Annotated in this window: 13 protein-coding genes; 7 read left to right on the forward strand and 6 right to left on the reverse strand. The window is 58.9% G+C overall.

Annotated elements, in window-relative coordinates; translation table 11 throughout:
- Positions 1-64: 64 nt before the first annotated feature.
- The 3 genes from HQ843_RS28170 to HQ843_RS30155 are packed head-to-tail and all read left to right on the forward strand — an operon-like array spanning position 65 to position 2,927.
- A complete protein-coding gene (locus HQ843_RS28170) occupies positions 65-514 on the forward strand; it encodes a hypothetical protein (RefSeq protein ID WP_180902418.1) in 450 nt (149 codons plus the stop codon).
- 3 nt (positions 515-517) lie between these two features.
- Positions 518-2,737: a DotA/TraY family protein gene (locus HQ843_RS28175; protein ID WP_180902417.1), complete on the forward strand. Its 2,220-nt coding sequence runs from the start codon at positions 518-520 to the stop codon at positions 2,735-2,737.
- A 13-nt stretch (positions 2,738-2,750) separates the two neighbouring features.
- Positions 2,751-2,927 (forward strand): CopG family ribbon-helix-helix protein, encoded by a 177-nt coding sequence (locus tag HQ843_RS30155; RefSeq protein WP_180902416.1) that lies wholly within the window; start codon positions 2,751-2,753, stop codon positions 2,925-2,927.
- Positions 2,928-3,814: 887 nt separating this feature from the next.
- Here the strand turns inward: HQ843_RS30155 and HQ843_RS28185 are convergent.
- The 3 genes from HQ843_RS28185 to HQ843_RS28195 form a co-directional block, all read right to left on the reverse strand.
- Positions 3,815-4,849, reverse strand: coding sequence for an NAD-dependent epimerase/dehydratase family protein (locus tag HQ843_RS28185; protein WP_180902415.1), 1,035 nt, complete (start codon positions 4,847-4,849; stop codon positions 3,815-3,817).
- Entirely contained in the window at positions 4,842-5,414 is a 573-nt protein-coding gene (locus HQ843_RS28190; protein ID WP_180902414.1) for a TetR/AcrR family transcriptional regulator, read from the reverse strand. Before HQ843_RS28190 ends, HQ843_RS28185 begins: the two co-directional genes overlap by 8 nt.
- 301 nt (positions 5,415-5,715) lie before the next feature.
- The gene (locus HQ843_RS28195; protein WP_256432971.1) at positions 5,716-6,204 is read right to left on the reverse strand and encodes an RrF2 family transcriptional regulator; all 489 of its coding nucleotides are present in this window, start codon (positions 6,202-6,204) and stop codon (positions 5,716-5,718) included.
- A gap of 119 nt (positions 6,205-6,323) precedes the next feature.
- On the opposite strand from HQ843_RS28195, the gene HQ843_RS28200 reads away from it, so the two are divergent.
- Positions 6,324-7,319, forward strand: a complete 996-nt coding sequence (locus tag HQ843_RS28200; protein WP_180902412.1) for an alpha/beta fold hydrolase — start codon at positions 6,324-6,326, stop codon at positions 7,317-7,319.
- A 2-nt stretch (positions 7,320-7,321) separates the two neighbouring features.
- Here HQ843_RS28200 and HQ843_RS28205 read toward each other — a convergent pair whose 3' ends face one another.
- The 3 genes from HQ843_RS28205 to HQ843_RS28215 all read right to left on the reverse strand — a co-directional run bounded on the left by HQ843_RS28205 (position 7,322) and on the right by HQ843_RS28215 (position 10,597).
- Positions 7,322-8,464 (reverse strand): amidohydrolase family protein, encoded by a 1,143-nt coding sequence (locus HQ843_RS28205; RefSeq protein ID WP_180902411.1) that lies wholly within the window; start codon positions 8,462-8,464, stop codon positions 7,322-7,324.
- Between the two features lie 64 nt (positions 8,465-8,528).
- On the reverse strand, positions 8,529-9,887 hold the full coding sequence (locus HQ843_RS28210) for an ATP-binding protein (RefSeq protein ID WP_180902410.1): 1,359 nt from the start codon (positions 9,885-9,887) through the stop codon (positions 8,529-8,531).
- Positions 9,884-10,597, reverse strand: a complete 714-nt coding sequence (locus HQ843_RS28215) for a response regulator transcription factor (RefSeq protein WP_180902409.1) — start codon at positions 10,595-10,597, stop codon at positions 9,884-9,886. Before HQ843_RS28215 ends, HQ843_RS28210 begins: the two co-directional genes overlap by 4 nt.
- A 458-nt stretch (positions 10,598-11,055) precedes the next feature.
- On the opposite strand from HQ843_RS28215, the gene HQ843_RS28220 reads away from it, so the two are divergent.
- Genes HQ843_RS28220 through HQ843_RS28230 form a run of 3 tightly spaced genes read left to right on the forward strand, consistent with a single transcriptional unit; the run spans position 11,056 to position 14,559 of the window.
- Positions 11,056-11,688, forward strand: a complete 633-nt coding sequence (locus HQ843_RS28220) for a phosphatase PAP2 family protein (protein WP_180902408.1) — start codon at positions 11,056-11,058, stop codon at positions 11,686-11,688.
- On the forward strand, positions 11,622-12,950 hold the full coding sequence (locus tag HQ843_RS28225; RefSeq protein WP_246710504.1) for a glycosyltransferase: 1,329 nt from the start codon (positions 11,622-11,624) through the stop codon (positions 12,948-12,950). The genes HQ843_RS28220 and HQ843_RS28225 overlap by 67 nt, the downstream gene beginning before the upstream one ends.
- Positions 12,951-12,984: 34 nt before the next feature.
- Positions 12,985-14,559, forward strand: a complete 1,575-nt coding sequence (locus HQ843_RS28230) for a glycosyltransferase family 39 protein (protein WP_180902407.1) — start codon at positions 12,985-12,987, stop codon at positions 14,557-14,559.
- The last annotated feature ends 72 nt before the right edge of the window (positions 14,560-14,631 follow it).

Consider the following 14,631-nt stretch of genomic DNA (forward strand, 5'->3'; position numbering starts at 1 on the left):
GAAAAGACGGCGGAACCGACAGGATGATCCGCACAAGACTGGCTGGCTTGCCCGACGCGGCGGCATGCACCAGCTTGCCTTCATCGTCACGTCCGGGTTTTCGGTCGGCATGGCGGCATGGGATATTATCTCCAGCACGATGCGACCGAAGCGCTATTCGCGTGACAGGTTCTTCAAGACGGACGAAGACGGCGGCATCTCCCGCTTCAAGGCCCAGATATCTGGAATGAGCCAAAAGGAAATCGACGACGATGCCCGCGCCTGGCTACGGGAGCGAACGGTTTACACGATCATCCCGTTTCTTTGTCTCGCTGCGATCCCGGCCCTGTTTGCCTTCGGCATTTTCAGCATTTTCACGCTCATAGCACTCATCGTTTTGGCACTTTTGTTAGCGGCCAAGGCCATGAAAGCTGACTTTGCCTACTGGCAAATCCGACAGGGCCGTTTCGGCCCCTTTGCGGACTACCTCCAGCACCGTCTTCCTTACGACATGCAGATAATCAGGAAGGATTGAACCTTGCGGCGATTTTTCAAAGGTCTGCCCCTGGCCTTCATCTTTACCAGTTCCGGCGCGTTCGCACAGGAAATCGATGTCGTGGACATTCTGTCCGGCGGCGGCGACGAACGGACGAACACCTATCTGAACATGATTTTTGGTCCGCTTTTTCCCGGACCGAACGACAAAACCCTGATCTCGGTGCTGATCTCGGACTTCAATATTCTGTTCTTCGCCCTCGGTGCGATCCTGTTGGCCTACAACATTATTATCGGGACGATGGAATCGGCGCACCACGGCGAGGTCCTCGGCCGACGTCATTCATCGCTGTGGGCGCCGATCCGCACATTGGTCGCAGCAGCGCTGCTCATTCCTATCCCTGCGACGGGGTACAATGGCGTTCAGCACGCAGCCGCCTATCTGGTGCAGTTTGGTACGGGCACAGCATCGTATTTTTGGCAGAAAAGCGTGGATCTCGTCTTCAACGACCATATGCCGATCGTTGGCACGGACATGTCCCAAAAGGACGGTCAGTTCATTCAGGCTGTTTGGCGCATGGAAATGTGCCGGGCTGTCTACAACGCTGAGGCTGCAAAGGGCGGGGCCGACATTGCCGGCATTACCAAAAACTGGCGGACAACCGCCAGCGGCAGCTTAGCGCTCTCCTATGACATGCCCAACTATCGGGGTGCGTGCGGCACGATCACGCTTCCTTCAGAAACCAAAGGTTTTCAAAGGGTCGCTGCCTCGTCGGACAAAACATACGCCGATTATGCAAAAGCCATGCGCGACGCAGTTACTCAGATCACCAACAACTATGCGCCGATGGCGGATTCGGTCGCCTTGGCCGTTTCTCAACGGCAGCCTTTGCCCGAATATAGGGGCCTTGCAGATGACCTTGCGGAATGGCGCGAGCTCCATGCCAACATCCTCAAGGACTATATTGCAACAGACAAACTTCAAAAGGATGTGCAATCCGCGGCGGCCGAAACAGAAACGATCAACATCAACGGCATCGGCGACAAAGAGCAGAACGTCGACCTGTCGGCCAGCCTAAAGGATGGCGGATGGCTGCAAGCGGGCTACTACTATCAGCTGATCAGCCGCTTTACCGCAGACACATCAGCCGTGGCCGGAGGAATTCCGCAGACGACCCCCGGTGGCGCGATCGGGGCAACGGCCAATCCGAAAGGACGTGTCGGTGAGTCAATTGCCTCGCAGTATGACGACGCCAACTGGTATCTGTTCGGTTCAGCCCAGGGAGACGTCACGAAATTCCTTGAGAGTTTCGCCGGCACCTACAATGGTGTCGTCGAATGGTGGAACGAGAGCGTCGCCCGAAGCGATGTTCGCGCCTTTACCAACGAGCGCGCAGCCTTTGCGGATTCAACGGCCGACATGACATCCTATATGGTGTCTGCCGGCAATCTGTACGAAGCCTTCGACTTTCTGAACCCGGCTGCCAATGACGGCGACCCTATGGTGGGCCTGATCGCCGTCGGCAATCAGCTGGCGTTCTATAGCGGCGTCATCATGATTTCGCTTGCGGTACTGGCAGCGGTTCCTTTTCTCGGACAGTCCGTGATCGCGTTCGCCGGCTTCCTCGGCTGGGTTTTGAGCGGAATCTCGGTTGCCGGCTACTTCATGGCGTTTGTGCTGCCAATGATCCCGACAGTGATTTGGGTCATCGGCGTGACGGCCTTCTTCCTTTTGGTCGTGGAGATGATCTTCGCCGCACCACTGTGGGCGATCGCTCACTTGTCGATGGAAGGCGAAGGTCTGGGCGGTCGGCAGGCCAGGCGCGGATACGTCATGTTGCTGGCGCTGACGGCAACACCGGTGCTTATGCTCTTCGGGCTTCTTGTGGGCATGATCATCTTCCGGATTGGAGGAACGCTTCTCAACGGGGGCTTTTACTACGCTATCACCGCAGCGCAGGCTCTGTCTGGTGACAGCTACACCCAAATCACCTGGTTCATCGGCATCTTGGCCATCATGGTGTTTATGCTCTTCGCATATGTCGTCATGCTGGAACGCTCTTTTGCCTTGATCGCCGAATTTCCTGGCAAAGTGTTCCGACTGATCGAGCCGGATGCCGTCAGCGATCTCGACACGCATGCAGCCATGCGGGCCAATGTTGCCGCTGGTGGAACAGCCGGTTCAATGGGCAGCCTGACGAGTTCGGCAGGCGGCGGCTTTACTAGAAGAATTGCAAGTAAGGCCCCTAAAACAAATGAGTAAGGAAGGACAGGAAATGGTTGGCACCAACTCGCCCGTTTCAGTTCGGTTGGATGTCGATACGCGCGAGAGACTGAACGCCTTGGCCAATCGACTGGACAGCACCCCACACGCACTAATGCGTCAAGCTGTTGCAGAATTTGTCGAAAGGCGCTCGACGGCAGTTCCGGCTCAAACGCCAAAGCAAAACTGACGGTGGTCAAGTGTCCTTTGAGAACGGCCGACTAGATCAGCCGGGCGTTTCTAGTTTTCAGCGACTGATCTGATCATGCTAGGCGCATATCAGGAGTGCCGGCTGCGCCGCCGCGTCAATCCCTGAGCTTTCCGATTGCATATGCTATCTGTCGACGACTACTGGACACTGAAAAGCTAGGAGAAGAATGGCGGAAAAGCGCCCCCATTTCGGTCGTTCATCCTCACTTGACCTTATACTGAAAGCAGCCGTTCGTTGCACGCCGAGCGAAGCCCCATAAGAGTGGAAAGCGGTCAATGGCTGCGGTTGCGAGATTGCATTGCGAATAATTGAAAAAGCCGACGATTCAACGATTAAGGTTCCGATTTCGTCATTTTCACTTACCTTGCGCTTGGATTTGGGAATCCTCCTCGGACGAGTGCAACCACAATTGCAGTTGACGATTGCCCAGCTTGGTGAACACAGGTATTGATGTCGTCTTGCGGGGAGCCCACCGGGGCCTCCTTCCGAGTGGATTCAAGCGCGCTCAGTACGCCAATCTTCTTTCCAAGGCCTTTCGAATGCGGCTAGGGCCAGTCGTGCGTCCTTGCCTGAAGCCACCATTTGATGTTGCGAGATGGATTGACCTACTGAGGTGTTGATTGCCACTGATGGGTTGGATGCCCGTTAGGTTTGCAGCCATCTCGAACGAAAAGGCGTTTGCCACCTTCTTCCCCATATCGAAGCTGGGGAACATACTGACGCTCGAGAGTTGCCACGCGCTCGCGATCGCGATCAGTCTAGCATAGCTCGGCCCTCGGAGAGCACCCTGGGAGATCGAGACAGCCTTGAGAGCTAAGCCGGGACTGCGGCTCTGGGCGCTCGATCACGCTGTCCGGAAGCCATGGCTAACTTTCAGACATAAGCTCCGAGTTTTTCATTCGAGGCGAAGCCTGAAAGTTGCTTCGCGTTGTTCGTGCCTCTAGCTCTTCCAGTCCTTCCTCCCAGCCGACGATTGGCAGATAGTCGAGTTCGTGTTCCGCTTTGGAGATATCGAGCGTGATCTCAACAGCACTCGTCGCATATTCCTGAAAGCTCAGAGGCCCGCGCAGACGACCTCCGGACAAGCGATAAAAGCCATCGCCCACTCGCGCCAGCATGCGCAGCAAGAAGCGCGGTACTGATTTGTCAGGGGGCGAAATCCCCTGCGTCGCGAGCAGACCTGTCACGGTATCCCTAAACGGCCGGGCCGGGCCATCGCAGATATGATAGACTTCACCGCCCCGCCCATTGGCAAGTGCCAGATCGACCGCATGACAGAGGTTGGCCACATGCGTCGTGGAGGAAAGGTACTTTCCGCCGGAGATCCAGGCAAACTGTCCGCTTCGCACCATGGCTGCAAGCGTGGGCAGGGCTGTGGTGTCGTCTCGCCCCCAGATCATGCGGGGTCGAAGGACAATCACGGCCATAGCGTCACTGCTCCCGCTGAGCGCGGCCTTCTCCGCTTCGGCTTTGCCGGCGGAATAAGCGCCAGCATGATGTATAGGGATGGGACGTCTCTCGTTGACGTTGCACAGGGGGTGGCCGCCCTGCAGCACTGAATCCGAACTGATGTGCACAAGACGCTGGATGCCCGCAGTAGAGGCGGCGGCGATGACGGCGGCAGTGCCATGGGCGTTGTCTGCATGAGCGACCCGGCCGGGTCCATGGTCAAGGTTAGCGGCCGCATGGACAAGTTCTGTTGCTCCGACCATGAGGGGTGAGAGGTTATCGCGCAGCATATCACCTCGAACCGAAGTGGCCCCCAATTTGGAGACTACCGCCGCACCGCTATCGCTGCGGGCGAGCCCCGTCACTCGGTGCCCGGCGCCTATGAAGTGTCGAATTAGGTTTCGCCCCACATAGCCGCTCGCGCCGGTGATAAAGATGTGCCGTTCAGTCATTTGCGTCCTCCCCGAGAGGGGTGCCTTTTTGGGCGAGCGTTCTTATGTCATCGAGAATTTCAGCGCGTTCGGTTTCGCTCCACGCAACCAGTCCCATGTGTTGCTGGAACTTGAATCCTTCGAGAGCAAGCCAAGCCAGCCGCGTCGTGCGGGCATCCGCAGCGGCCTCTATCAGTTCCGCGCGTAAATTTTCCTGGTTTGACCGAAACTCGCTACGAAGCGCTTCATCCTGCATCAACGCAGAGACCAGCCCAAGGACTGCGGCGTTGCCTCCATCGTCCCACGGCGTCCTCTTGGCGGCTTCGATTCTGCCGAGCAGCGGCGCATCCGGCTGCCCGGCGAACTCTGCTTCGCAACTCGTATTGAACGCGTTGTCAGCCTTGATCGTTCGCGTGACGAGGGCAGCCAGAAGATCCCGTTTGCTGGTGTGCTCGTACAGCACAGTCGCCTTGGAAACGCCGGCCTCTTTGGCAACGGCGCCGAGACTCAGCACGCCATCGCGGGCGATCACGCGTTCGACGGCGTTGAGGATATCGTCCTGATCATGTTTGCGGGGGCGTGGCATATGGCTTCTAATTTATTTCCGACCGTTCGGAAATAAATTAACACATATTAATCTGTCAAGACGTTTCGTGACAAAAGCCGAATTCTGCGCCAACCTCTTGATTATCTTCCGGGACCCCAACGACGTCATCGACGACGATATCGGTCTCCAACGCTTGCTTGCAGCCATGCCGTCCTAACCTGTCCGTAGCCGCCCCCATGACGTTGATCCGCCAGGTTGGCGACAAAGATGTCGGCACTGAGTAGTTGGGCCTTGAGTGAATAACCCACGCTGTAGATCGTCTATTATGCGAACAGAACCGTCATTCGGCGTCTGCGGCCATCCGTGCGATGTCGCCCAGGCTCATAGAGTTGTATCGCGCCAAGACTGCACGTGCTGCGTCGGAATCGATTTTGGCAAACGCGCTGTTCACGGCGCTCTCCACCGGGCAACCTGGGTGGTCGCGTGGCCCCGAAGAGGTGGACCAGCCAGGGCGACCAAGCGCCTCGAAAACCTCGGCAACGGATATGGAGTCTAGTGATCTTGTCACACACCAGCCGCCACTTCGTCCCCTTGTAGTTTCGATCAGCCCGTTCTCACGTAAGCCGGCCAGCATGCGCCGGACCACGACTGCATTGATCGACAACATCTTCGCGATCTCGGCCGATGACATTACCCGCTCCCGGAGCGACAGATGAATCAGTGCGTGCAGAACACGGGGAAGTCTGAGGTCAGGCGTCACGCAAATATCCTTAAATGTAGCATCAGGAATTACATTATACGGCTTTGCCGTGTATATGTTACCTCGCATGTCACATATTGGAGCGCCACGGTGAACCGTGGTCAAGCCATCAAAGTGCTCGCGGCCCCAGCCATTCTGTCTTTCATCGGGAGCAGGCGAGCAAGGGTTGCCCTTACGGAGACAACGAGATGACCAAGCTAAATTACCGAGATGTCGAGGCCAATGGCCTCCGGATGCGGGTTGCCGACCATGGCGAGGGGTCGCTTGTCCTGCTCTGCCACGGCTTTCCGGAATCGGCCTATGCGTGGCGCCACCAGCTTTTTGATCTTGCAGAGGCGGGATACCGCGCTGTTGCGCCTGACTTGCGGGGTATCGGGGGAACGTCGGCCCCCGCCGATACGGAGGCATATGCGCTTCAGCACCTCGTCGCCGATGTTGTTGCCTTGCTGGACGCGCTTGGCGCGGCCAAGGCGGTTATCGTTGGCAATGACTGGGGCGCAACGCTTGCTTGGCAGGCCGCGCTGTTGCGCCCGGACCGATTTCGTGCGGTCGCTGCTGTCGGCGTGCCGATCATGAGCCAGCCTCCGGTGGCGCCGACACAGATATTTCCGCAGACCGAGGATGCTCTTTTCTACACGCTCTATTTCCAGAACGAGGGCGTTGCAGAGAAGGAGTTCGAAGCCGATATCCGCCGAACGCTGCTCAAGATCTACCATGCAGCATCGGACGGAGCAGGCCCCCGCATCGAGGGAGACGGGACGCCCAATCCATTCGGGATGGTTTCACAAGAAAGTGGCTTGCTCTCTTCTCTTCCGATGCCGGAGCGAGCCCCGTCATGGCTATCCGATGAGGACCTCGCTGTTTTCGTTTCAGATTATGTTCAGAGCGGCTTTCGGGGTGGGCTGAACCTCTATCGCAACTTGGACCGGAATTGGGCGCTGCACGCGGCATTTGCTGGTCTTCCGGTCCAGGTGCCCGCCCTTTATATGGTCGGCTCTCGCGATACCGGACTCTCTATGTCGGGTATGCGACAGATGGTCGAGGCACAAAAAGACCTCGCGCCACAGCTACGCGAACCAATTTTCCTTGATGGCTGCGGGCACTGGGCGCCCCAAGAGCAGTCGGCGCGAGTTAGCGAGAACCTTCTCCGCTTTCTTGCAGAGGTCACGTCGCAAGAAATATAGTTTTAAACCTTTATGCCGAACAGCTTTGCCGCATTCCGGTAAGCGATTTTTTCCTTGGCTTCGCGTGGCAGGTCCACGGCCCGGAACCAGTCGGTTCCCTGCTTCATGTCTGCAAACGGGTAATCGATCCCGAACATCACCCGGTCCACGCTGATGTATCTCAGCAAGAGATGAAGCAGTTCGTCCTGGAAGAATGCGCTGGTCGTGTACCAGAAATTGTCGCTGAAATATTGCCCGAGGGGCTTGTTCAGCGCGTCTTGGGTCGACTCGCTCATATCGCCCACGATCCGCTCGTAGTAGAATGGAAGACCCTCTCCCATGTGGCCAATGATCATCTGCAGCTTGGGGTATCTGTCGAACACGCCCGTCAGGACGAGCCGAAGGCATTGCGTAAGCACCTCCTGGTGCCACCCATATCCCGAACCGCTGAAAATGTAATTCTGGAACTCCTGGTCATAGCCCGGCCGCACAGTATGGTAGTAGATATTGAAGACGGCTTCCGGCGGGAAACCTGGGTGCAGGTAAATGGGTACGCCAAGCGCTTCGGCGCGCGCCAGAAGGGGCTCGAAATCGGGATGGTCGAGAAATTTTTCGCCGATGAATCCATTGGTCATGGCGCCGACAAAGCCATCTTCCCGAACGGCGCGTTCCAGTTCGTCCGCTGAAGCTTCCGGGTTCTGCAGCGGCAGGGTTGCATAGGCCTGGAACCGCCCCGGATAGGCCTTCATCGGACCATCGGCGATCATCTTGTTCAGGCGAACCGCAAAATCAATGCCTTCCTGGCCGGGGACATCCTGCACGCCCGGCGTATGCGCGGACAGGATTTGAACGTTGAGCCCGGCCGCATCCATGGCTGCGATGCGGCCAGCGCCGATTTCGTCGAGGCCGGTTTCCTTCAGATACGCGACGTGCTCGTCGTTGATCGCGTTCAGCGCAATGAGTTCGTCGGTGGTGTAGGTCTCTTCCGTGGCGATAAACGGCAGGTCCCGGTCACGATCCGCGATGACCGACGGCTCCGCCGCGGCAGCGCGGGAGATAATGGCAGGCGCCGACAGCCCAGCGCCAACGCCGAGGATTGTCGCGCCGCTCAGAAAGGTGCGGCGTCCCGTTGAAAGGGACATAAGAGGTTTCGCGATCGACTTCATGTGCTTCAGCTCCAATGTTTACATTGATGGGTTTGGCTCGTCCCGGCCAATAGCGGCGGGCAGGTCACTTCGCCTCGCTCGCGATCCCGGAGTCGCCACGGATCGGGATCAGGATTTGAAAAATCAGGCCGTTCGGCGTGTTGTCCGAAAGAGAGATGGCGCCGCGATGGGCGTGGACGATATCGGCGACAATGGAGAGCCCGAGGCCGAAATCTTCCTTGTCCTCTCGTGCATTTTTATGGGACCGCGCCTCATCGCCCTTGAAGAACGGCTCGAAAACCCGCTCTCTCAGATGTTCCGGAATGCCGGGACCGTTATCGGTGACACGGATCTCGCAGCCCGCCTTGCAGTCTCTGAGACTGACGGTGACATCCGTCGCGAACTTGACGCTGTTGTCGCAGAGGTTGGTGACCGCGCGCATGATGGCCATTGGCTTGCAGTCGATGACCATCCGGTTGGGGCCCTCGAACCGGACCGGAAAACCGACATCGCTGAACTCCGCGCAAACGGTCTGCAGCAGGCTTGCAATATCGGCACGCTGTATCGGCTCGGTGGCATAATCATCCCTGAGATATTTCAGGACCTCGTTCAGGAGACCGTCGATGCGCATGATGTCGGACAGCAGCCCATCGCGCACGGGTCCTTCCTCCATGCGGTCGGCGCGCAGCCGCAACCGGGTCAACGGGGTTCGAAGATCATGACCGATGCCGCGCAGCATGCGTGTTCTCGATTCGACCATCACCCGTATCCGGCTTCGCATCGCATTGAGCGCATGGGCAAGCGTCACGATCTCGACAGGTCCGCGCTCTTCGAAAATCTCCGAAGTGTTGGCGATGTCCGCATGCATGGCCGCTTCGGAAATCCGCTGGATCGGCTCGGTGATGACGCGAATGGCAAAGATGAAGAAGAACGCGATCAGAACGACGATCGCGACGGAGTAATATGGCCCCTCGTTGAGGATGGCGCTGTTCAGGATGGTATCCGGAAAGCCGGAAAGGATGAGAAGCGTGTCGTCGTCAACCTTTGCCGCAATCACTCTCTCCCCGTTCCAGAAGGTGCGCCAGCCGCCGACCGGCGGGCGAAGGTGATCGGTCGGAAACAGCAGGTCGATGGCCATGGCCAGCACGCCCTCCGGTTCCGACGGTCCGGTGAAACTCTCGCTCACCGAAAATGGCTCCAGCGAGAAATCCCATCCGGCCTCGCGCGATGCCGACAGGATGGCTTCGCGCGTGTCCGGCGGTGACGCTTTCAGGAGGGTCGCCATCGTATCCACGCGCGTGACGATATCTTCCATGTCGGGCGCGACATCCCGTGCCCATTGCTCCAATACCCTGCCGACAATGGTGACCACGATCAGCGCCACGATGATGATGAGCGTGATCTGGCCTCTAATCGTGTTGGGGAGGAAACGCTTCAGCCTCATAGTTCCTCGACAGTCGCGGTAAACATGTAACCGCCCAGACGTATGGTCTTGATCACGACGGGGTCGCGGACATCATGTTCGATCTTCTGCCGCAATCGGCTGATGTGAACATCGATGCTGCGCTCGATCGGGCCGGCCAGACCGGCATGGGTGACGCCCAGGAGCTCCTCCCGCGTCAGAACGCGGCCCGGGTTTCGGCAAAAGGCGAGCAGGATATCGAACTCATGCGTCGTCAGGCCAACGCGGGCGTTGGTCGGATCGAAGAGTTGCCGTCGAATGGGATCGACGAGCCATCCGTCAAAACGCAATTGCTTTTGTCTCGGCTCTTTCAGCGCAGGCAAGGCGGCGCGCCGCAGCAGGCCGCGTATCCTGGCGATAAGCTCCCGCACACTGAACGGTTTGGTGACATAGTCGTCGGCGCCGATCTCGAGGCCGACGATCCTGTCAATTTCAGCATCGGCCGCCGTCAGCATGACGATCGGAATATTCGTTGCGACCCGCAGCCGCCGACAGAGGCTGAGGCCGCTTTCGCCGGGCAGCATGACATCGAGGATCACCAGGTCGTAACTGGATGCGCGCATGCGTGCATCCATCGCGATGCCGTCCCGGGCGATCTCCGCGATCATTCCGCTTTCGATAAGGCTATCGCGCAGCATCGCGGCGATCTGTGTGTCGTCCTCGACGATCAGAATTCGAGAGGCGTCCGACAAGCTCCGGCTCCTTCACCGTCATATGGCACTTTGTCTGCTTTTGAATAGCACGGCGCAGCATGCGCGTTGGCTGAAGCAATATTAAGATTTGTTTCAGAACCCCCGGCTTTCAAATTCTCCGACACAAAACTTCACACAAGCAAACATCCCGGCGGTCCGGGTCGTGGCACAAGATAGGCATTGAAACCGCCTGTCCGGACTTGGCCATCGGCGAGCACGGGAGACTTGCAGTCGCCATGTCGCCCCACGGCGCAGGGCGAACGGACGCAAGCCCCGCATGAAAATCTGTTCAACAACCAGTTATTGAGAGGATGGTCCTCGTGCATACTTCAAGTTCAGCGTCGAGGGACGTTAACCGGCTTCCCTCGCCAAAGATCGTTGCGCTCAGGCCCATTGATGGAATGGCTGACGGCAGTTGGCCTCCGCAAGGACGTTCCGCCCCTTTGCAGCCATCGCATGTGTTTGGAAAGCTGGTCCTCCTCTCGAGCATGCTGTTCGTCATGTTTCCGCAGATCGACCTCGGCGTTTCGCGGCTCTTCACCGACGGTACGCACTTCTATCTTTCCGACCAAGGAATGCTGGTGCTGATCCGCGATGCCAATCGCATGCTTCCCTACCTTGTTGTGCCCGTGATGATCGTCGTGATGGTGACGAGACCAGTCAGGCGTTCGGCGCCTTTGACGTCGAAGCGCGCCCTCTTCGTTTTGCTCACCTACGCGCTGGGTTCGGCCATCATGGTCCACGCCTTCAAGTTCTTCTTCGGCCGGGCCAGGCCCCAGCATGTGATCGAGTTTGGCGGCGCGATGGATTTCACGCCGGCATGGCAGTTCGCATCGATGTGCGAGAGCAGCTGCTCCTTCCCGTCCGGGGAAGCGGCATCGGCGGCCGCGTTCATGGCCGTTCTGGTGTTCGTGCCGGACGCCTACCGCAAATACGCCGCTGCGGTGATCGTTCCGCTCTCCATCATCGTTGCCCTGAACCGCGTCGTCATGGGCGCTCACTTTCTGTCGGATGCCGTGCTCGGATGGCTGCTCGTCTGCTGGCTGATGTTCTGGCTCCACGGAAAAATGGGGCTGAAGACCGGCGCGTGATGGCGACGGAGCAACGCTGGAATTCCCCAAGGCACATTCGAACCTGCGGATCAGCAAGAGTTGTTGGCGCGTCCAGCGGCGGCGGCGTGGAACGGTCGCGTCAAATCAAACAAGGATGTCAGCATATGGAAATGTTCCTTCAAGCCGCTCGGGCCCAAACAGAACGGCTTCTCTCAGCTCCGGACGTTTCGGTGATCATACCGACATTCAACGAGCGGGATAATGTCGGCAAGCTTGTCGGCCACCTGATCGCAACCCTCAACGGCCTGAACTGGGAGGTGATATTCGTGGATGACGATTCTGCCGATCGCACCGTGGAGGTGCTGCGCGACATAGGCCATTATGAGCCGCGGATACGCTGCATTCGCCGCGTCGGCCGACGCGGGCTTTCTGGTGCGTGCATCGAGGGCATATTGTCCGCGCAGGGCGAGATCGTCGCGGTCATGGATGCCGATCTCCAGCACGACCACCGGCTCCTGCCGGATATGGTCGCCGCCATACGCGACGGAAATGATCTCGCCATCGCCACCCGATACAGCGCGCCCGGTGAGGAAACGGCGCTCTCGCCATTCAGGAGCGCGATGTCCAGGGTCGGGACTTTCCTTGCCCAACGTCTGATCACGGCGCGGACAACCGACCCGATGAGCGGCTTCTTCGCGACGCGCCGTGATCTGGTCGAAGCGGTGGCACCCCGGCTGAGCAACGGAGGGTTCAAGATCCTTTTTGATATCCTTTCAAATGCGGAACCGGATGTCCGTATAGCCGAACTGCCCTACCGCTTCGCCACCCGTTCGGCCGGACACAGCAAGATGGATCGTCGTGTCGCTCTTCAATTCCTGGGGCTACTTTTCACCAAGGCAACGAGAGGGCTGATCTCCCTCAGGCTGGTGTCCTTTCTCTTGATCGGAGCCGCCGGACTGGGCGTGCACATGGCGCTGCTCATCCTGGTTCTTGTGGCAGGCGTGAATTTCGCGGCCGCTCAGGCGATAGCGACCATCATCACCATGATCGTCAATTTTTCCGGCAACAACCTGTTGACCTATTATGACCAACAGTTGCGCGGCCGAGGCTTCTTCCAGGGATTGCTGTTATATATCGCGGTATGCGGCATTGGAGCGGTGGTCAATGTCGGTATCGCGACGGCGCTGTTCACAGTGGCCGGCCCCTGGTGGGTCGCGGGTCTTGCCGGCGCCTTCGTCAGCGGCCTTTGGAACTATCTGGTGACGCAGGCGCTCGTCTGGAATCGTTCGGGCGCGCTATGACAGCCGGTTTTCTCCCTCTCCGCCGGAGTCCTACATGATGGCAACGCCAGCTCAGCCGGACAATGGCAACGCGGACGTCCGTGCCGTCGAGAGACAACAGGTCGACTCCCCCTTTTTTGTCCAAACGCTATCCAGAGAGCTCTCCGCATCGCCGCGACGAATTGCTGTCGCGATCGTGCTTGCCTTCACGCTAGTGCGACTGGTGTGGGCCTATGCGCTCGGCTTTGGCATCGACGAAAGCTATACGATCGGCCAGTCGCGGTTTCTCGCGCTGTCGTATTTCGACCACCCGCCTCTGCACTATTGGATCGCCCACGCGGCCAGCGTTCTCTTCGGAACAGGCTGGGCGATCCGCATTCCCACAGTCCTGATGTTTTCGGCGACCTCGTGGTCAATCTTCTGCTTGACCGAGCGTCTCTTCGGTGGCGTGGCGGCGGTGTTTTCCGTCCTGTTCCTCAACCTTTCGCTGTTCTTTCTTGTCTCTGCCGGCGCCTGGATCGTGCCCGATGGTCCTCTGATGTTCTTTCTGGCGTGCGGCGCTCAGGTCATGGTGAGGATCATTTTCCCGTCCCCTGGGGAGAAAGAGCCCACGATAATCTGGTGGATCCTCGCGGGCGGGCTGTTCGGCCTTGCGGGTCTCGCTAAATACTCCGCGCTCTTCACACTCGCCGGCCTCGTCTTCTTCGTGATCGCAACACGGCATCGGCGGCAGTTGTTAACGGCGGGTCCATATGTCGCGTGCTTCGTGGGTCTGATTGCTATTATGCCCGTGCTGATCTGGAATGTTCAGCATGATTGGGCGTCGTTGCGTTTCCAGACCGGGCGAGGCAGCCCGCAATTTGCGCCTTCTGCCTTTGCCCGCATGGTTCTCGGGCAGATCGTCTGGCTCGGCCCCTGGATCGCCATTCCGCTCGTCCAGTCGGCCCTTCACGCCTTTCGAAAGGGGCGAACGGAAAGAGAGCTGTTTTGCGTGGCCCTTGCCGTTCCGGCCATCGGCTACACCACGCTCCAGGCGCTCTGGAGCGGTGCCGGGTTCCCGCATTGGCCGATGCCGGGGTGGCTGTTCGTCTTTCCATTGCTGGGCGCCAGGCTGAGCGGCCGCATCCGGCCGGCCATTCACTATGCGATCACGATCTCACTCCTGACGCTCACGCTCTTGGTAACGGCAGTCGCGTTGGGCGGCTCGGGAGCGCTTCATCGGCTGAATGTGCCCGCCCTGCATGATCCGACCGAGGACCTTATCGACTGGTCTCCGGTGGCAAAGGTCCTCACGCCTCTCAGGGTCGGCAGGCCGGATGGGCCTGCTGTCGCGGGACTGGACTGGGCGGAGGCCGGCAAGCTGGATTTCGCGGTGGGGGAAATCGCGCCCGTGCTTGTTCTGGGAAGGGACAAGCGGGGATTTGCAACACGGTCGGATCCGCGTCTTGCCGGCAGGCGGGGCCTTGTGATCGTCGCCAGCGAGGAAGCGTGGGCGAAAAAGGGCAGCGGCCTTTCGTGCCTGCCAGAAGATCCCCTTCCCGTTGCGCGCGTGCCGGTGGGCCGGGCAGGGCAGGCGGAATTGACCCTGCTTGTCATCCCCGTCGAAGGATGCATTGGGGCGGCCCAATAAAGCGCTCCAGCCGAGATGGGGAGCCGGTTGCGCATCTTTCATGCGCGCGCCGAGCGACGGCGGACCCTGTGT

This window comes from Martelella sp. NC20, from assembly GCF_013459645.1.
Lineage (GTDB): Bacteria > Pseudomonadota > Alphaproteobacteria > Rhizobiales > Rhizobiaceae > Martelella.